Genomic DNA, 19,635 nt, shown 5'->3' with positions numbered 1-19,635 from the left:
CCTTACTGGACCCATTCGTACTCGCGGTGGAATTCCTTGATTTCCCGCAGAACCAGCTGTGGACGGTCCGCACGTGGCAACTGCGGATGCACGCTGCAGGCGTCGTCGATCCGTACGTTGCGGGTGCCGAAGCGCACCTGCGTGTTGCTCTGCAACAGCCCTTCGTACTCGCTCATCGACAGCCGGTAGCGGTTATCGAGCTGGCGCTCGATCTCCTGGGCACGCAGTTGCTCCTGCCCCAGGTGGCGCACCACGCCGCTGTAGAACTCCGAACAGCAGCCCGAGCCATAGGAGAAGCAACCGATGCGTCCCGGCGATTCGAAGCGGCCATTGGCGATGGTGCTGGCCAGCGATAGCAGCACGGTGCCGCCCATGATGTTGCCGACCCGCTGGCAATAGCTGAGTCCCGGCGTCACCCGGCGCTGGAAATCGGCCTCGATGTCCGCCGGCGCGGCCCGGACCTGCTTGCGCATCATGGTGCGATGTGCGCCCTTGATCATCCCGCCGAAGGGCGTATGGAACGCCAGGTAGCGAAACGAGCCGACATAGTCGACGTCGCCGACGCGCTTCTGGTACTCGAGAAATGCGTTCTCGCAGCAGTCCAGGTAGGACAGCAGCGACAGGTCGGAGTCACCGGCCTCGGTATCCGCGGTTGGCCGGCAGGTGTCCATCACTTCGTAGCCGTAGTAGCCGTTGGCGCCAACGTCGATGTCGAAGACCCGCGGCTGGTCACTGACCAGCATCGCCACGGCGCCGGCACCGGTGCTGGGCTCGGCGAAGGACCAGTCCTCGGTGAGGGCGCTGCCGCCGGTGGTCATGTGCCGGGCCAGGTCGGTGGAGATCACCAGCGCCTTGGCCCCCGGCGAGACCTGGGCCAGGATGAAGTTCACCGCCATCTGCAAGCCCGCGGTGCCCGAATAGCAAGCCTGCTTGAGCTCGAACAACCGACAGTTGCGGTTCAGTCCCAGGTGGTGATGGACGTAGGTGCTCAGCGACTTGCCGAAATCGATCCCCGATTCCGAGCAGGTGATCAGCAACTCGATCCGGGCCTTCTCTTCGGCCGACAACGCCTCCACCAAAGGGTGTGCTGCGTTCACCGCATAGGTCACCGGGTCCTCGTCCAGCAGCGCGACGGTCTTTTCCTTCATCAGCAGATTATTGAAGCGCGCCGTATCCAGCTGGCGGTGCGCGGCCAGTTCGGCAACGTCCAGGCAGGCTCGACCGCCGAACACATTCATCGCTTCGATTCCTACGGATAGCATTGGCTTTCTCCTTGGTTGTTCATCGCTCATGACGCGTCAGGCACAACGCGGTGTTGATGCCGCCAAAACCCATGCTCAGGGTCAGGGCGTGCTCTATCGAGTGCGGCCTTGCCGCATCCCGGATCCAGTCGAAGGACGGATCGATCGGCGTGTCCAGGTTACGGCTCGGGTGCAGGCGCCCTTCGCACATCTGCACCAGCGTGGCAATTACCTCCACGGTGCCGGCGGCGGTGAGCCCATGGCCAAGCAGCGACTTGCTGGTGTTGAGGCGCACGTGGCCCAGGCCGCTGTCGCGCAGGGCAGCCAGCTCCACCACATCGCCCAGGGGCGAGCCGGTCCCGTGGGGGTTCACATAGTCGATCTGCCCCGGGGCCAGGCCCGCGCGTTCCAGGGCTTGGGCGATGGCGCGCATCTCGCCCTCGCGCGATGGGTCGGGATTGCGGTTGGCATCCATGGTCCAGCCCCAGCCGGACAATTGCGCATAGGGCCGGACGGTGCTGCGCGCGGGGTTGGCCAAGCGTTCCACCACCACCGCACCGCAGCACTCGCCATAGATGAAGCCGTCACGGTCGCGGTCGAACGGCCGGGCCGCCTGCATCGGCGCATCGGCATAGCGCTCGGAGCCCATGGCCCCCAAAGAACGCAACGCCTGGCACTCCCAATGCGACAGATCCATCAGGGCGCCCAGCGCGATCGCCACATCCACCTGTCCCGACTGCACCGCCTGTAGCGCCTGGATCACCGCGACCTGGCCGCTGGCCGAGGCGCCGCCCACGGTGCAGGCCATGCCCTGGATGCCGAACTGCTGGGTACACAACCCGCACAAGTCGCTGTCCATGAACTCGACGCCATGACCCGGCCGCACGAAGGCCTCGCGCCCGGTATAGCGCTCATGGAGCTGGGCCAGTTCACGTTGCTGCAGGTTGCAGCCACCGACGACCAGGCCGACGCGCTGCGGGTCCACGTCCTCCAGGCGGGCGTCCTGCCAGGCTTCATGCAAGGCCACCAGGGCCGCTTCGGCAGTCAGCGACAACTGCCGGAACAACCGTGGCGAACGCTCCGGCGGCAGTTGCAGGGGGCCGAGTTCGGCGCCGAGAAAACGGCTTTGCCCCTGGCGCCCGGGGCGTTGCAGCACGCCGAAAGCGGCGTCGCCGGCCAGCAGTGCGCGGGTAAAGGCCTCCCGGCCCTGGCCAATGGCGGAAACGATACCGACACCGGTGATCGCAACGGGTAGTGGTCGAGTGGCAAGCATGTTGGCACCAGGATTGTCGATTCGGGCGAAGGCAACGGGCCGGCCCATGGCTGCATGGATGGCTACAACGCCTGGATCTCGTCGAGGGCGAAGTAGCCGTTGTGGCCTTGCAGGTAGACCGCCGCCCGGTGGCCCAGCAACACCAAGGCGGTGCTGCGGGTCAGCTGGTCGCCGTCGACCCGTAGCGAGCGCACCCGAGTGCCGGCGGGATGCCGGGCATTCCACTGGGCGACCTGCTCGATGGCGCTGTGCAGCGCCGCTTCGCGAGGCCCAGGCGCTGCGTCCCGCGGCGAAACCGCAACGCCAGGCACAGGCAGGCGGCTGCCAGCGCGGATCTTCTCCACCAGCTTGGTCAACACCTCGCCATGGCCGACCTCTTCGAATTGCACCTCGCCCTGGGCCAGCAGGTATTGAATGCTCTCGCACCATTGCACTGGATGGGTCAGTTGCCGGACCAGGTTGTCGGCGATCGCTTCCTGGCTATATGGCTGGGCCGAAACGTTGGCGATTACCGGCTTGTTCGGCGGCGCCAGCTCCAGGCCTTGGAGATACGCGCAAAATGCATCGGCGATCGGTTGCATGTAGCGCGAGTGGAAGGCGCCACTGGTATTGAGCGGATACAGCATGCCGCCCGCTGCCTCGACCGCGCTTTCCAAGCGCGCCAGCTCGGCCTTGGGCCCGGCGATCACGCTCTGCAAGGGTGCGTTGTGAATCGCCAGGTCCACACCATCGGCCTGTTGCGCCTGCAAAAGCTCCACCAGCGCGTGGCGCCGCAGGTTCATGATCGCGGCCATGCCCCCCTCCCCGCCACTGACCTGGTTCATCAGCTCGGCGCGGCGCTGGACCAGACGCAGGCCCTGGGCGAAATCGAAGCACTGCGCGGCCAGCAGAGCGTTGAATTCACCCAGGCTGTGGCCGGCGAAACCATCCGCCTGGGCGCCATCGCGCAGCCGCTGGAAATAGGCCAGGGCGTTGACCACATAGATCGCCGGCTGGGTGTAGCGGGTCTGGTCCAGCAGGCCATCCGGGTCATCGAGGCACAGGGCCTTGATCGAATAACCGAGTATGTCGCTGGCGGCTTCGGTCAGCTCGGGGAACTCATCGAACAGCTGGCCACCCATGCCGCGCTGCTGCGAACCCTGGCCGGGAAAGATGAACACCTTCATTGGCACCTCCGTTGTGCGTTACCTCTGGCGGCGCGCCAGACCTGGCGCGCCCTGCCCGGTCCATCCGTGCTACACCGCCCGCGCCTGGAGCCGGGTGTGGATCAGGTCCGCCAGTTCGCCGATATTGCCCGGGCCGAACAGCTCCACCCGCGGAATGCTCAGGGACAGCGACTCCAGCACCAGCATCACGATTTCCGCGCGATCCACCGAGTTCGCACCCAGGTCACGCAAGCGGTCGCCCCGGCTGAACGCATGGCTGGCAAGGGTAGGAATCACTTGCCGGACGTGACGGACGATCAATTCGAATACCTGTTCTCTGGTCATGCTTGTGCCTCGCTCTTGAAGGAATATCGCACCGGGCAACGGCTAATCAGTTGCCGAACAGTGCCTTGATACGCTCTCGCACCTCGGGGAGATGAAAGGTTTGCTCGTGCATCTGCACCTCGCGGGCCGTGATCGCGGGCAACCGCGCGCGCAGGCCAGAGGTCAGGTGCTCCTTGAGTAGCACCAGTGAATGCCGGGGTTTCTCGGCCAATTGCGCTGCCAGTTCATGGGCGTGGGCCAGCACGTTCGCCCGTGGCAATACCGGGAACGGGATGCCGCGGCCGGCCAGCTCGTCGCCGCGATAGTTCTCGGCGGTCATCAACAGCTCCTGGGCCAGCGCCAGGCCGAGCTTTTCCTGCAGCACCAGGGTCGAGCCGAACCCCGGGGTGAAGCCATAGCGCATGAAGTTCGCCGCATATACGCTCTCGCGGCTGAGCACCGCCAGGTCGGCGAACAGGCCGAATACCAGCCCGCCACCAATCGCATGCCCCTGCATGGCCGCCACTACCGGAATCTCGCAGGTCAGCGGCAATTCGTAGATCGGATAGTCGGTGTACTGACCGCCCCCGGCGGCCAGCTCGAGTAGCATTTCCTGGGTGCCGCCGGTGCAGAAGTAGGTGTCGTAGCCGGTCAGGACCACCACCTTCCACGCCGGATTGCTGCGTACCGTCTCGAAGGTGCGGATCAGTGCCTGGGCCAGGCCAGTGGAGAATCCGTTCTTGTGGACGCGATCGGTCATGGTGACCTGCACGATCGCTGGCGTTACCTGTTCGAGCTGTACCAGATCGTCGCTCATCTCACACCTGCTCCCACGGGAACGCGCCCGTCTCGACGTAACGCACGATGTTCGAAAGGTTCTGCGGATCGCTGAACGCCTGTCGGTTGGCCGCCAGCGCGGCGTCGCGATCGAGTCGTGGGGCGCCGCACAGCGAGCCACGAAATTGCTTGTAGCGCGCCACCCCGGCCGGGACAGGCGCCGCAAGCGCAACAGGTGCTTGCGTAGCAGGTTGTCGCCATCAGCCTCGCTGGCATCCACCAGGCCCCAGGACAGGGCCTGGTCGGCGCCTATCGCGCTGGTCATCAAGGTCATGTAGTGGGCGCGCTGCGGGCCGATTCGGCGCTCCAGGAACGGCAATACGCAGGCCGGCATCAGTCCGAACAGCAACTCCGAAAGGCTGAAGGAGGCGCTCTGGTCGGCGATCACGATATCGCTGGCGGCGACGAACCCGACGCCGCCGGCATTGACCTTGCCGCGCACGTAGGACAGCACCACGAACGGCCCGGTCGCCAGGCGCAGCCAGAGGTCATAGAGGGTGGCCGGGTCGAGCACGCTGGAACTGGCCTGGGGTCCTTGGCCAGCTTGCGCACCAGCGCGAAGTCCATGCCGAAGCAGAACACCTGCGGTAGCCCTTCGAGCACCAGTACCGTCACGCGCTCATCCAGTCGTTCCAGCAGGTCGGCCAGCTCGGCGACCAGGCGATCGTCGATGGTGTTGTTGGCCTCGGGCCGATACAGCTGCACGAAGCAGATGTTGTCCTCGTGGCGCACACGCAGGGTGTGGTATCCGGTTTCGATCATTGCCGCCTCCACTGCGGGCTATCGCCATATCCATGGCGGGTGCGAGATGAAAATGCAGTCAAGCACAGGAATCCGCACACGGATTTTGCCTCCCGCTCTCTGGTGCTGCCTGCACATGCATGGCGATAGCCTGCTCCAAGTGATCGGGCGCATTTAGCGGCGCGGGTTCTTCTACGATACCCGGCGCATTCGACTCGAGCTGAGCGGACACCAAGGTGACGATGCCGGCCAGGGTCGGATGCTTGTAGACCGCGGTCGCACCGATGGCCAGCCCGTAGCGCCTGTTGATCTCGCGACTCCACTCCACGGCGATGATCGAATCCATGCCCATCGAGGCGAAGGGCTTGTCCGCCTGGATTCGTTCCACGTCGATGCCCAGCGCCCGAGCGAGGCTCTCGGACAGCTCACGCTCCAGCGAGTAGCGGTCAATTCCGGGTACCTGCTGGTTCTGCTGTACCGCCGGGACGGCAACCGATACCGGCTCGGCAACGGCTTGTAGCGTTGCGGGTGGCAGCTGGACGGGGACGACTGCCGAGTCTTCCGGTTCGGCAATCGTCCGCAGTGGCCGCAACTGCAGGGTGGGACCATGTTGCGCCGGCGGTGCGACCTCGGTTGCGATGCTGTCCAGGGCTTCCAGGTCTTGCTCCAGGGAGCGCAACTTGAGACGGCCGGATTTGGCATGGGTTGCCGCAGCTGGCTTGCTGGCGCTGACCTGCACCAGCGTGGCGGGCGCTGCCGAGGGTTCGGCCTGGACTGACGCCAGTTGCGCCTGAACAGCGGCCTGCCGGTCCTCTTGCTCCTTGCCGGACGGCCAATAGCGCTCTTTCTCGAAGGGATAGGTCGGCAATGCGACCCGGCCCGGCCGCTGTCCCTGGAATAGTCGCGCCCAGTCCAGCTCGATACCCTCTACATACAGTTGCGCAAGTGACAGCAGCGCACCGCGGAGCACCTCGGGATTGGCCTGCGCGCGGCAGTCCTGCAAGCACTGGTCGGCCACGGCCTGAGCCTTGGTGGAGGCTTCCTGGGTACCGTCGACGATCCCACTGTAGCCGTCGACCAGTTTGCCAACATCCAACCAATGCGCCAGTTGCGTGCGCAGTGCATACACGTCGCTGGTGACCCAGGCCAGGCGCTGTTCGAGGTGGCGTCGGCCCAACAACAGGGTGTGGCTCATGGCACTGGGCTCGACGGGCTCATATTGCAGGTGGGCGAGCAGGTTCTTTGCCTGCAGCCGTAGTTGCCCAATGGTCTTGGCCGACAACACGACCAGATGCAGCGGGCTGGCCGATGGCCGCACCGGCCGCTCGGGCGCTTCGGCGATCACCGCATGGGCGTTGGTACCGCTGAAACCGAATGAGCTGACGGCCGCCAGCCGCTCCCCGGCCACGGGCCGGTGCCACTGTTCGGTGCGGGTGGGGACATGGAACGGACCATGGGAAAAATCGATGTGCGGATTGGCACTGACGAAATGCGCCGACGCCGGGATCTGCCGATGCCGCAACGCCAGCAGGACCTTGAGTACTCCGGCGATGCCGGCCGCTGTGGCCGTGTGTCCCACCGTGCTCTTGATCGAGCCAAGGGCACAAGGTGCGCCACTATGGCCACCTTGGGCGAAGGCATCGGCCAGGGCCCTGGCCTCTATCGGGTCACCCAGCACCGTCGCGGTACCGTGGGCCTCCACCAGGCCGATGTGCTCGACCTCAATGCCGTGGCGCCGGTAGACCTCCAGCTCCAGCCGGGTCTGGGCAGTGGCATTGGGGGCCGTGATGCCGTTGCTCGCGCCATCCTGGTTGACTCCCGTGCCGCGGATCACGCCGTGGATCACATCGCCATCGGCCAGGGCCTGGGAGAGTCGCTTGAGCACGACTGCGCCAACGCCCTCCCCTGGGACGAAACCATCGGCCTTGGCATCGAAGGCATAGGCACAACCGCTGGGCGAGAGCATGCCGGCTTGCTGGGCCTGGAGATGGAACTGCTCGGTGCTCTGCACGAACACGCCGCCAGCCAAGGCCAGGTCGGCATCCCCGGTACGCAGCCCCTGGCAGGCCTGGTGCAGTGCCACCAGCGAGCTGGAGCAGGCGGTATCGATCGCCACGGCCGGGCCCTGCAGGTTGAGGTGATAGGCGATGCGCGCTGGAATCACCGAACCGGAATTGCCCCAGAACGCCTGCGCCGGCGCGTCGCTCTCCAACAGTCGCTGGTAATCACCCGCCGCGCAGCCCACATAGACCCCGCAGCGCAAGCCCTCACCGCTAGCGCCCGCATACCCGGCGTCTTCCAAGGCACGCCAGGCTTCTTCGAGGAACAGGCGCTGCTGCGGGTCCATGACCCTGGCCTCGCGCCCGGAGATATTGAAGAACAGCGGATCGAAGCAATCGATATCGCGTAGGAAGCCGCCACGCCGGCAATACGGGGCATAGGCGGGAAAATGTCGCGACAAGTCCCAGCGCGTCACGTCCTCCAGCAGGTCCTGGCCCTGGAGGAGGACCTGCCAGAGGTCGTCCAGGTTGTCGGCACTGGCGAACCGGCCGCTCATGCCGATCACCGCGATCGGCTCCGGCCGGCCCGGGTCGCTGGCAAGCTGCGGCGCAGGCTCCGGAACGACTGTCGCTTGCGGCACCCGGACCACCACCTTGCCGATGTTGCGCCGGTCGGCCAGCCAGCGGTAGGCGTCCTGCACATCGCTGAAATCGAAGACCCGGCTCAAGGTGGGCCGGATCACCCCGGCCTCCAGCAGCCTGGTCATTTCATCGGCCAACTCTTGCAGCAGCACCGGGTTGTCCCGGGTCTGCTTGCGCAGGTCGATACTGATGAACGACTGGTTGTCGTTGAGCCGCGACAGGTCGACGCTACGGGCCGATTTCAGTGCAGTCATCGCCAGTTCGACATAACGCCCACCAGGGGCCAGGCAATTGAAGCCTTTTTGCAGTGCATCGTCGGCCAGGGTATTGATGACCACGTCCACGCCCTGGCCCTGGGTCAGCCGCGACACCGCTTGCGCGAAGTCCTCCTCGCGATAGTTGATCCGGTGGGCGACCCCCAGCCCCGCCAGGTAGTCGAGTTTTTCCTGGGAGCCGGCGGTGGCGTAGACCTGCGCCCCCGCATGCTGCGCCAGTTGTACGGCGATCAACCCGGTGCCGCCGGTGGCGGTCTGGATCAGTACCCGCTCGCCGGGCTTGACCTGGGCCCGGGCGAAGCTGGCGATCATGGTCAAGGCCACTACCGGCAGCGCGCAGGCTTCCTCGAACGACAGCCCCTGCGGCAAGGCGAACACCCGGTCCTGGGAGCAGGTCATGACGCTGGCGTGGGCACCCAAGGCTTCGCCAGCCAAGGCGAACACCGCATCGCCGAGCGCAACCCGCGACACCTGCGCCCCCACCTCCAGCACCACGCCGCTGGCCTCGAAACCCGGGGTGAAGGGATATGGTGGCTGGGTGGGATACAGGCCGCTGACGCACAGCAGGTCGCCGAAGTTCAGGGCGAAGGCGCGTACCGCGATCCGCACTTCGTCCGGCTCCAACGGCAGCAAGGGCGCATCGATAGGTTGCAGCTCATCGATCCGCCCCGGGCCCTCGATTCGCAATTGCCGGCACACCTGCGGCACTTGCTCCACCACCTCAGCTAATGGCGGTACCTCGACCCGGACAGGCTCGGCGCTGGCCGGTGCGCGCCGGCGACTGGGCTCGGTTACGGCCACTGGCGGCACCGGCAGCCTGGCGGCAGGCGCCTCGGCACGGTTGGTTTGTTGTTCCAGGGACGGGTACGTGCGCTGGATATGCTCGGCCAGCGCCCTGAGCGACGGAAAATCGAACAGCGCCGTGACCGGCAGACGCAGGCCGAGCTTCTGGTTGAGCGCGTTGATCAAGGTGATGCCGGTGATCGAGTCCACACCGTAGTTGGCAAAGGCCTGGTCCTCCTGCACCCGGGCGCGGTCGAGTTTCAGCACTTCCAGCAGCGCCTCGTGGATCGCCTGGCGCACCGGCATTCCGCGCTCTTGCGCCAAGTCCGTTGGCTGCGAGCTCGGCGCCGGACTTGCTGGGCGAGTTTCCCGGGCAGCACTGTCGCCGCTCTCCTGCCCCGCCTGCCGCGCCGCCTCGCCCTGGGACTCGATCACCCCATCGCTGATGCCGGTGACGATTTGCTGGCCCAGGCCATGGGCCACTGCCGCCGGCTGGTTCAGCGAGCCATAACCTTCGAGCTCCAGTACGTGCCGCCAGGTCGATGGCGCCAATGCCGGGGTCCCGGGAACCCGCAGCGCAACGTCGGTCGCCATTCGCCAACCATCGAGCAAGCCGAAGGTCAGGTGGGTGAACAGGCTGGCCTGGGTCAGTTCGTTGAGCAACAGCAGGCCATTGCCCCGTAGCAGGCTCTTGACGTGCCGCAGGGTGCGGCGGATGTCTTGCGTCGCGTGCAGGACATTGGCCGCTACCACCACGTCGTAGTGCCCGGATTCGAAGCCTTGGCTGCGTGGATCGCGTTCTATGTCCAGGTTACCGGTACGCAGGTACGACGCCTGCTCCCCGTACTGCTCACGCCCATGGGCCAGGAATGCCTCTGACACATCGGTGTAGCAGTACTCGTCGATCGCCTGCACATAGGGCGCCAAATGCTGCAACAGCCGCTCGCTGGTGCCGCCGGTTCCCGCGCCGATCTCGAGGATCCGCAACCGTGTTTGGGGATCAGCGGCCAGGCGCTGCGCCACATAGGCCAGCAGCTGTTCCGCCAGCACGGCGTTGAAGTAGTCGGCCAGCGGATGACCGCGATAGATACCCTCCACCCGCTCCACGCTCCCGCCCGGGAACAGCACTGCGGTGGCCGCGCACTCTGCACGCAGTACTCCGGGCAATGCCGGCAGCACGGCATCGAGCAAGCGGATCTGGTTGTGCACCACAGCCTGGTCGGGGCCTTGCAGCAGGCGCTCGCGGTCGGCTTCCCATTGTCGCCAGGCGCCAGGCCAGTCCGTCGCCGCCTGCGCCTGGCCACTGGCGTCCAGCAGGCGCAGGGCATCCTCGCGCCAACCGACGTAGGCCGAAGCCAAGCCTGCAGGGCCATGCTCCCAGCCCTGATGGGCCAGCAGATTGCGTAGCAGTTGCGCCAGGCTACGCTCCAACTCGGCCAGCACCGGGGCCGCCCGCTGTGGCAGGCCGAGCGAGGAGTCGCCATTCAAGATCACCGGGGCCACCGGCGCGCTGATCTGCAACTGGCGATCGTCCGCCACTGCCCATTGGCTCGCAGCTTGCGCATGTCGGGCCTTGAAGAACGCCAGCTGTGACAGTGGGCTGGCCAGCAGGCGCTCCAGCAGCGCCATGGCCTGTGGTGCTTCGATCGAGCCGATCCCGGCCGCCTCCATTCGCTGCCGATAGCTGGCCTTGGCCACTATGCCGACACTGCCCCAATAGCCCCAGTTGACGATCTTCACCGGGTATGGCCGTTCCCTCAGGCCCAGGGCAAAGGCATCGGCGTAGCAGCAACCGGCGGCGTAGTTGGCCTGGCCCGGGGCGCGGATGAAGCTTTGCATCGATGAGAAAAACAGCATGAAATCCAGGTCTTGCCGGCCGAACACCGCATCGAGGTTCTCGCTGGTGGCCGCCTTGGCCCGTAGCGCGGCATCGAATACCCCCGGGGCCATCTGCGCCACGCCGCGATCCTCCAGCACGATGGCGGCGTGCACCACGCCATGCACCGCGCCATAACGGCGGCGAACGGTCTGCTCGGCGGCTTCCAGCGCCGCCCGGTCGTTGGCGTCCGCCCGCAGGTAGAGCGGCATGGGGCCAAGGCTGCCCAGGCGCGTCCGTTGCGCCTCGATCGCCTCATCGGCCTCACGGCGGCCCAGCCATATCACCTGGGCCTGGTAGCGACGGATCAGGTATTCACTGAAGACCGTGCCCAGACCGCCGGCACCACCGAGGATCAGGTAGACCCCCCGTTCGCGCAGCCCGCTGTCGACGACGTCCGGCAGTACGCAGGGCACCAGGCGCTGGCGATACCATTGGCCGTCGCGCAGGGCCAGGGTTTCCCCCGGCAGTTCTGGCACATCCGGGCCAGCCTGCGCGGAAGGCCATGAGTCCTGGCCGGCGAGGTCGAGCACGCGCACCTGCCAATGACTATATTCCTTGGCCACCGAACCCAACAGCCCGTGGACACTGGCCTGTTCTGGATCGCCGGTTTCTGTGGCCAGAACAGGCAGCGCCTGGCGGGTGACGACCGTCAACGCCAGGGGCCGGCTACCGTAGTCCAGGGCCAAAAGCGCCTGGACCAGTTGCAGGCCGATTCGTGCGACCCCGGGCTGACCCTGCGGCACATGCCAGAGCAGATGGTCGAACCCGGCCCAGGCGCCCAACCAGCTGGCACAGGCTGCAGCCCCATCGGGCGTGCCCCATTGGCGAGCGATTACCTCTGGAACTTCCAACAGGTGCTGGTCCTGGGTATCGGCGATGGTCTTCACGGCCTCTAGCGTTTGCCAACGTGGGGCCAGGGTCAGCTCTCCCGCAAGCCTTGGTTGCGCGGGCGTGCGACAGCAAAAGCCGCTCAGGCGCACCGCAACCTGGCCATCGGCGTGCGCCAGGTCGACATCGAAGCTCTGCCCTGCGCCCTGCTCCCCGCTGGCACGCTGCACCACCGCCCATGCCAAGTCCGGTAGCGGGCCCCACTGTTCGACCCGGGTCACGGCAAATGGCAGTTGCAGCGCCGGTTTGGCCAACCAGCCAGTAGCGGCCTGCAATGCGCCATCCAGCAGGGATGGCGGCAAGGTATAGCCCGGCGCCGCGCTGGCCACAGCCAGGCTCGCCAACGCTGTCAGGGGGCCGCTGCGCAGTTCCTTCAGGGCGCGAAACCCCACGCCGTACTCCAGGCCCTGTTCGGTGAAGCGCGCATAGCAGCTCGCTGCGTCCACCCGCGACTCGCATGAGGCACCTACGGCGGCCAGGTCGACCTGCGGCGCTGGTTGCCCGCTCGCGGGGCGCACCCAGCCTTGGCTATAAAGCTGTTTTTGCGCGCCGGTGCCGCTATGGATCTCATAACGGACCCCGCGCCCCGGCTCTTCGACCAGGCCGATATGCACCAGTAGCGGCTGGCTGACCACCAGCGGGCGCAACCAGGCCACCTCCTCCAGCACCATCGGCTGCCCCACTGGCAGTTCGCTGGCCAGGGCCGCCGCTGCGCGGGCCCACTCCAGTTGCACCACCCCCGGCACCACCGGTTGCCCGGCCACCCGGTGTTCGCGAACGAACCATTCTTTACCCGAGAGTCGGGTGCTGTAGCGCTGTTCGTGCAGGGTCGAACTATTGCAGTGGAGCAATGGGTGCAGGACCGCCCGCTCATCTGGCAATGAGCCGGACGCCGCCTGGGGCGTTACCCAATAGCGCTCCCGGGCGAAGGGATAGGTCGGCAGCGACAAGCGGCGCGGACGATCGGCGCCATACAAGCACGACCAGTCGATCACCACCCCTCTGACCCAGAGTTCGGCCAGCTTCTGCAGGCGCCGTTTCTCCAACAGGCTGACCAACAGCTGCTGGAACTCCTCCTCGCCGGCCAACACCGAAGCGGCGTCTTTGGCCGTCGCCACTTCGCCGCTCAGCAGGCATGCCGATGGCGTACCGCTGATGAAGTCGCCCAGCGCCTGGCGTACCTGTTCCAGCGAGGTAGCGACGAAGGCCAGCCGCTGCCCCAGGGCCGCGCGGCCGGTTTGCAGGCTGTAGGACAGGGCCGCCAGGTCGAGTCGTGGTTGCTGCTCGATGAATTGCAACAGTGCCTTGGCGTATTCCTGCAAACGGTCAGCGCGTTGCGCGGACAGCACCAGCAGCGCCGGGGCACCCGCCTCGGCGGCCGGCGGTACGACAGCCGGCTGGTAGGCATCGATCACCACGTGGGCATTGGTCCCGCTGATGCCGAAGGCGCTGACCGCCGCGCGCAGCGGCTGGCCAGCGGCGACTAGCCAGCCCTGGTGGTGGGTATTGACGAAGAACGGCGAGCGGGCGAAATCAAAATGCTCGTTCGGCGTGGCGAAGTGCAGAGTCGGTGCCAGTTCACGGTGGCGCATCTGCAGCAGTACCTTGTGCACCCCGGCGACCCCGGCTGCTGCCGTGGTATGGCCGATGTTGCTCTTGACCGAACCCAGGCCGCAGAAATTGCGCTGCTCGGTCCGCTCACGGAACACCGTATCCAGGGCTGTCAGCTCGATCGGGTCGCCCAGCTTGGTTCCCGTACCGTGCAACTCGACATAGGAGATGCTCCGCGGATCGATGCCGTGGCGGGCGTACACCTCGCGCTCCAGGGCGATCTGGCTGCTGGCGCTGGGCGCAGTGATGCCGTTGGTTTTGCCATCCTGGTTGATGCCCGACGCAACGATCACTCCGTGAATACGATCGCCATCGCGCTCGGCATCGGCCAGGCGCTTGAGTACCAGGGCGCCGACGCCCTCGCCGGGCACGATGCCATCGGCGGCGTTGTCCAGGGTCCGGCATTTGCCCGTGGGCGAGAGCATGCCGGCCTGGCACATGCTCATGTATATCTCGGGCGACAGGTACAGGGTGGCGCCGCCCACCAGGGCCACATCCACTTCGCCGCTGCGCAGCGCCTGGCAGGCCAGGTGCGTGGCCACCAGGGACGACGAGCAAGCGGTGTCCACCAGCAGCGCCGGCCCCTTGAGATTGAGGAAATAGGCCAGGCGCGCGGCGGCTATCGCCTCGCTCCTGCCGGTGATTTCCGCCGCGCCGCGCTGCTGTTGGGCCAGCCAGCCGTATTCACTGGGGCCCATGATGCCCAGGTACACCCCGCAGCGGGCATCGCTCAATTTCTGCGGCGGATACCCCGCGTCCTCGAAGGCCTTGTAGCCCTCCTCCAGGAACAGGCGCTGCTGAGGGTCGATCCATTCCGCCTCTGCCGGCGAGATATTGAAGAACAACGGATCGAAACAGTCGATGTCATCCAGCCGGCCCAGCCACTTGCTGTAGGTCTTGCCCGGCTTGCCGGCCTCGGGATCGTAGTAGTCGTCGATGCTCCAGCGCGCTGGCGGGATCTCCTCGACGCAGTCGCGACCGGCCACCAGGTTGTCCCAGTAGGCATCCAGCGTCGGTGCTCCCGGATAGCGCCCGGACATGCCGATGATGGCGATACCTTCGCTGGCCGTTACGATCCCGGCCGCACTAGGTGCAGGCGCGGCTGGTATTGGCGCTGTCTCTGGTTGTGCAGGCGGTTCTGGGCTGGCCGCAGCCCTGGCGACAATCGGCTGCGGGGTAAGCGAAGCCGATGACCCTTGAACCTTGATCGGTGCCTTGGGCTGCAAGGCCTGCTCGACCAGGGCGGCCATGCGCCTGACGCTGGAATGCTCATAAACCACCGGTGCGTTCAGCGCCAAGCCATAGCGCCGGTTGAGATCACGGACCCATTCGACACCGATCACCGAATCCAGGCCCAGGTCGACGAACAAATGATCCAGGCCGATCTCGCCAGGATCGAGGAACAGCGCGGCGGCGAGGCTGGTGGTCAGCTCGCGCTCAAGTAGCGCGCGCCGCTCGGCCTGCACATGGGGGGCAAGCTCCGGGGCACGGGCCGCTGCGACCGGTTGGGCGGCCATGGGCGAGTCTTGCGCGGCTACCGGCTCTGCCTGCTCCTGCGCCGCCGGGGGCTCGATGGCTGGTCCATCCTCCAGGGCGCGCAACTGCAACTTGCGCGGCTTGCCGTCATCGAGCCCGGACTGGGACGAGCCGCCCGCGAAGGCGGTGGTTGGCGACTGTGGGGGTTGACGCTCCATAGTGATGCTCCCTGTTGTGCTTCCATGCAATACCGAGCAGAGCTGGCGGGCGAACGGATAGGTCGGCAAGTCGATCCGGCGTGGCAACGGCGTTGTGTAGAGTTGCGTCCAGTCCACGACGGCTCCCTGGACCCAGCGTTGCGCCAGGACTTGCAGCCGATCCTGGGCTACGTTGGCCGGGGCATCGGCAGGCGGCGGGTGATCCTGGGAGGCTTCGCCCAGCCACAGCTCGCCAGCCTCGACCCCGGGCTGGCCCAGCCCTGCCAGTTTGCTGGCCAGATCCGGCAATGAACGGGCCAGCAACGCCAGACGATGGGCCATGGCCTCACGCCCAACCTGTAGGGTGTAGGCGATATCGCGCAACTGCGCCGGGGCAAAGCGGCCATCCGCCACCACCACGCGCAAGCGTTCGGCGCTAGCCAGCAGGCGGTCCCGGGTCCGCGCCGAAAGCAGGATCAGCACTGGCTCAGCAATATTCGCTACAGCAGGTGGCGGTGGTTCACAGGCTTCCAGCAGCACATGGGCGTTGGTGCCGCTGAAACCGAAGCTGCTGACGCCGGCAATCCGCCGGCCGGCGAACCACGGGCGAGGCCGATCGACCACCTGCACCGGCAGGTTGGCCCAGTCCACCTGCGGGTTGGGTGAGCGAAAGTGCAGTTGCCCGGGGATCTGCCCCTTGCCCATGGCAAGAATGACCTTGATCAGCCCCGCCACACCGGCTGCGGCTTCCAAGTGGCCGATCTGGGTCTTGACCGAGCCGAGCAACAGCGGACGCTGCGCTTGCCGGCCGGCTCCCAATGCCTGGGCGGCGGCCTGTACCTCGATCGGATCGCCCAAGCGAGTGCCGGTACCGTGGGCTTCCAGGTACTGCACCTGGTGCGGGGCCAGGCCGGCCTGGGCCAGCGCGGCTTCGATGACCGCGCGCTGGGCCGACTGGTTCGGCACGGTCAGCCCGGCGCTGGCACCATCGTGATTGATCGCACTGCCTCGGATGACAGCCCATATCGGGTCGCCGGCAGCCAGGGCGTCGGCATGACGCTTGAGCACCAGAAGCCCGCAGCCTTCGCCCCGGACATAACCATCAGCGGCCTCATCGAAAGTGCTGCAACGGCCGCGCGGCGAGAGCATGCCGGCAGCGCGAAAGGCCTCGGACTCCGCCTGGTCCAGCAGCAGGTTCACGCCACCGGCCAGGGCCGCCTCGCACTTGCCGCCCAATAGGCTTTCACAGGCCAGGTGGATCGCCACCAGCGATGAGCTGCAGGCGGTATCCACCGACAGCGCCGGTCCGTGCCAGTCGAAGAAGTACGCCAGCCGCCCGGCGGCGACCGAAGCCGCGTTACCCGTAGTAAAGGCTGGCCTGGCTTCATGGCCCTCCCCTGTCTGGCGCAGGAGCAGGTCATAACCGCGCCCCATCATTCCGACAAAGACCCCAGTGTTGGAACCACGCAAGGTGTGCGGTGCAATCGCGGCTTGTTCCAGGGCTTCCCAGGCGGTTTCCAGCAACAGGCGCTGCCGGGGATCGAGCAGTTGCGCCTCTCTGGGCGAGATGCGAAAGAAGCGTGGGTCGAACTCCTCGGTGCCCTCGATGAAACCACCAGACGCCGGCTCATTGTTCAGGGAGCTACGCTGGCTGACCGCGTCGACGCCTTGTTGTAACAGCGTCCAGAAATCTTCCGCAGAAGCCGCTCCGCCGGGAAAGCGACAACCCACTCCCACGATGGCGATGCCCCCTGGGCCGGAAACAGGGGGCGCTGAGTCGCTTGACGGCCGAGGCGCTTGCGCCACCGTGCAACTAACGGGAGCGTGGAGATTTTCCAGATAGGCGATGATCGCCGCGGGGGTTCCGTGCTGGAAAAAAAAGGTGGCCGGCAACGGGCAGGCCAGGCGCTCGGCCAAACGATGGCGTAAGTCGAGCATCTGCAGCGACGTCAGGCCCATCTCCATCAACGGCACATGTTCGCCATAGGCGTCGGCCCGGGCCTCGCCCAACACCCCTAGCAACAGTTCGCCAACCGTTTCCCTCCAGTGCCCGTCCTGGGCGGCTTCCGGAGTCTTCGTCGGTACCGTACAAACCGGTTGCCCGGCTCGTAGGTCTGGGTATTCCACCAGGACTCCCGCGTCATGGTTGACCTCATCCCCCGGTCGATACCCGTCCAGCACCTCGCGCACCTGAGCACCGTGGCTTTCGTGGAAACACAGCATGGGTTCGAGCAAACGCCCGCAAGCCTCGTCTCTGCGACGGATGTAGTCCTGCAGTGAAGGAGCGCCGGGCTGACGGGCGTCGTAGTGATGACAGCGCGTCACCCCGACCACGCTGCGTACCTCACCCAGGCTGGCCAGGTACACCAGCATAAAGTCGATCAGTTCGTCGGCCAGCCCCTCGCCTTGGCGCCCCGGGTGCACACAGATGCCCAGCAACTGCGCGATGGGGCCGGCCGGATCATGCCAGGCTTCGATCCGCAGGCAATCGCTATGGCGCAGCCGTTCTACCGAGTCCAGGCGTTGCGAATAGATCGCCGCCACGATCTGTCCTTCGCACTCCATCACCAGTTGACCCTGGGGATAGATCTCCAGCCGCCGCAGCAACACCTGCTCGGTAGCCCCCAGCCCGCTGGGCCAGCAGGCCAGTTCCAGTGCTCGCAAATGTGGCAGGTCCCTGGGCAACGGATGGCGGATGCGATAGTGCCTTGGCAACAGCCGATTCAGGCTGGCTTGGGTGAACGGCTCGCCATGGGGAAAGCCCTGGGCGACGGCCCGGTCCGGAAACAGTCCGGCTTGCGCCGCAGCCATCAGCAACACCGGTGCCTCGTACAACTGGTGTCCTGCAAAACCATGACAGGCATCGAAGTGCAATGCACCGCTGTGCCCGGCATGGCGCCGGGCGCTGGCAGGATCCAGACAATGGGCCGCCAGCAGCATCAAGCCATGGTGCGCAGTTATCGCGTGCCAGCGCGCAAGGTGCTCGACCATGCCCTGCAAGGCCACTGCCGGTTCGATGTACTCTCCAGAGCGACCCACATGGACGCTGACCGGTGGCGTATGGCGCTGATCCTCGATTCCCTTCACCGAGACTGGCGCCTGCCAGGCCCGCCGATGCTCCTGGAATGCGTGGATATGCAGGACGCTCTCCGGATCCTGGATACCGTTGTCGCCCAGGCTGTCGAGCAGGCCCCGGGGATCACTGATGTCCCCGGTCAACACCAGGTGCGGGAGGCCCTCCAGGGTTTGTCGCGCCCGTGCCTGATCGGTGCTGCTGGTAGTCACGCCGATCAGCAGCAGTGGGTAGTGCTGAAGATGCCGGCCGCGCAGACTACGACTGGCGATGGCAACATGCAGGCGACGTAGCAGCACGCCATCCGTACAGCCCATCTCGAGGATGTAGCGTGGTTGCCGGTCAAGCGGTGGCTGATCGAACTGCGTGACAATCGCGGTCTCGAGTGCAGCCATGTATTCGACTGGCCAAAGTTCCGCCTTCGCCGGGGCAAGTCCATGGAGCGAGCTGGCGTCACCGAACAGGAGTGTCTGTAGATCGCCCAGCAGCGGTTGGAAGTCCAGGCTCGATCGTAACCGTGCACTCCCCTCCAACAACGAGCGGCCGCTGTCGCCCAAGCGAAAGCCGCCCCCTTCCCGGCCCCCCCAGGCGCGCTGCTCGAAGTAACCACGCAGCGCCTCTTGGACACAACTCGACAGCTCGGCGCATGCAACCTCGCCTTCGAGTACCGGCGCTCCCCCAAGGTGCTCCAGCGCCATCAGTAATGGAGCCAGCAGCGCCCCGTCCAGGCAGGTCGCCAACGGCTCTCCGACCCCCTCCCAGCCACCGGCGGATCGCTCCAGCCAGGAGCGCAGGTTGTAACCGGCGGGCTCGCCCAGTGCCTGCGACATCGCCAGGCGGGCCAGCGCACCGGAGTCAGCCGGGATTCGGAGGTCGGTATGCGGCGCTATCGCGTAGTGACCGTTGGCCAGCTGCACCAAGCAGCCCATCTCCAGCAAGAGTCGCAAGGCCACACGAAGATGGCCCTCGTTCGCGGCGCAGGCCTGGGCCAGACTCTTGACGCTGACACCAGCTGGAGCGAGTTCCAGGGCCCGTAACACGTCATGTTTGTCCAGGACCTCAAGCACCAGCAGGGTCAACCAGCCATCGGTGAAGCGGTTGAGTAGATCGGTCACGACATACCTCCAGTGGTATCGGAAGCTGCAAGCGGCCAGATCCTCTCCGGCATCGGGTTGATACGGGGATGCGAAACGGGGCATTGGCCCCGTTAGAGGATTTGTTTCCAGTGCAATGAAGGATCGCGAGGCTCG

7 protein-coding genes are annotated in these 19,635 nt (G+C 66.1%); all 7 read right to left on the bottom strand.

Features of this window, described 5'->3' with window-relative positions; genetic code table 11:
• Window positions 1-2: 2 nt before the first annotated feature.
• Entirely contained in the window at window positions 3-1,262 is a 1,260-nt protein-coding gene (locus C4K39_RS15315; RefSeq protein ID WP_124346867.1) for a hydroxymethylglutaryl-CoA synthase family protein, read from the bottom strand.
• A 19-nt stretch (window positions 1,263-1,281) separates the two neighbouring features.
• Window positions 1,282-2,514, bottom strand: a complete 1,233-nt coding sequence (locus tag C4K39_RS15310; RefSeq protein ID WP_124346866.1) for a beta-ketoacyl synthase N-terminal-like domain-containing protein — start codon at window positions 2,512-2,514, stop codon at window positions 1,282-1,284.
• Between the two features lie 62 nt (window positions 2,515-2,576).
• Entirely contained in the window at window positions 2,577-3,680 is a 1,104-nt protein-coding gene (gene fabD / locus C4K39_RS15305; protein WP_124346865.1) for an ACP S-malonyltransferase, read from the bottom strand.
• A gap of 69 nt (window positions 3,681-3,749) precedes the next feature.
• Window positions 3,750-4,004, bottom strand: a complete 255-nt coding sequence (locus C4K39_RS15300) for an acyl carrier protein (protein WP_124346864.1) — start codon at window positions 4,002-4,004, stop codon at window positions 3,750-3,752.
• Window positions 4,005-4,050: 46 nt separating this feature from the next.
• A complete protein-coding gene (locus C4K39_RS31990; protein ID WP_280530845.1) occupies window positions 4,051-5,262 on the bottom strand; it encodes a polyketide synthase in 1,212 nt (403 codons plus the stop codon).
• Window positions 5,205-5,582, bottom strand: coding sequence for an enoyl-CoA hydratase-related protein (locus C4K39_RS31985; RefSeq protein ID WP_280530840.1), 378 nt, complete (start codon window positions 5,580-5,582; stop codon window positions 5,205-5,207). Before C4K39_RS31985 ends, C4K39_RS31990 begins: the two co-directional genes overlap by 58 nt.
• A gap of 58 nt (window positions 5,583-5,640) precedes the next feature.
• Window positions 5,641-19,500 carry a beta-ketoacyl synthase N-terminal-like domain-containing protein gene (locus tag C4K39_RS15285; RefSeq protein WP_164487290.1) on the bottom strand — a complete coding sequence of 4,620 codons (13,860 nt, stop codon included), beginning with the start codon at window positions 19,498-19,500 and terminating at the stop codon, window positions 5,641-5,643.
• Between the last annotated feature and the right edge of the window lie 135 nt (window positions 19,501-19,635).

Origin of the sequence: Pseudomonas sessilinigenes (assembly GCF_003850565.1) — a bacterium.
Taxonomy (GTDB): Bacteria; Pseudomonadota; Gammaproteobacteria; order Pseudomonadales; family Pseudomonadaceae; genus Aquipseudomonas; species Aquipseudomonas sessilinigenes.
This window is presented reverse-complemented; position numbering and strand designations above follow the sequence as displayed.

Bases quoted from the DNA above. Each gene is read 5' to 3' on its own strand.
- C4K39_RS15310 (WP_124346866.1), bottom strand. From the start codon at position 2,514: ATGCTTGCCACTCGACCACTACCCGTTGCGATCACCGGTGTCGGTATC.
- C4K39_RS15300 (WP_124346864.1), bottom strand. From the start codon at position 4,004: ATGACCAGAGAACAGGTATTCGAATTGATCGTCCGTCACGTCCGGCAA.
- C4K39_RS31985 (WP_280530840.1), bottom strand. From the start codon at position 5,582: ATGATCGAAACCGGATACCACACCCTGCGTGTGCGCCACGAGGACAAC.
- fabD (WP_124346865.1), bottom strand. From the start codon at position 3,680: ATGAAGGTGTTCATCTTTCCCGGCCAGGGTTCGCAGCAGCGCGGCATG.
- C4K39_RS15315 (WP_124346867.1), bottom strand. From the start codon at position 1,262: ATGCTATCCGTAGGAATCGAAGCGATGAATGTGTTCGGCGGTCGAGCC.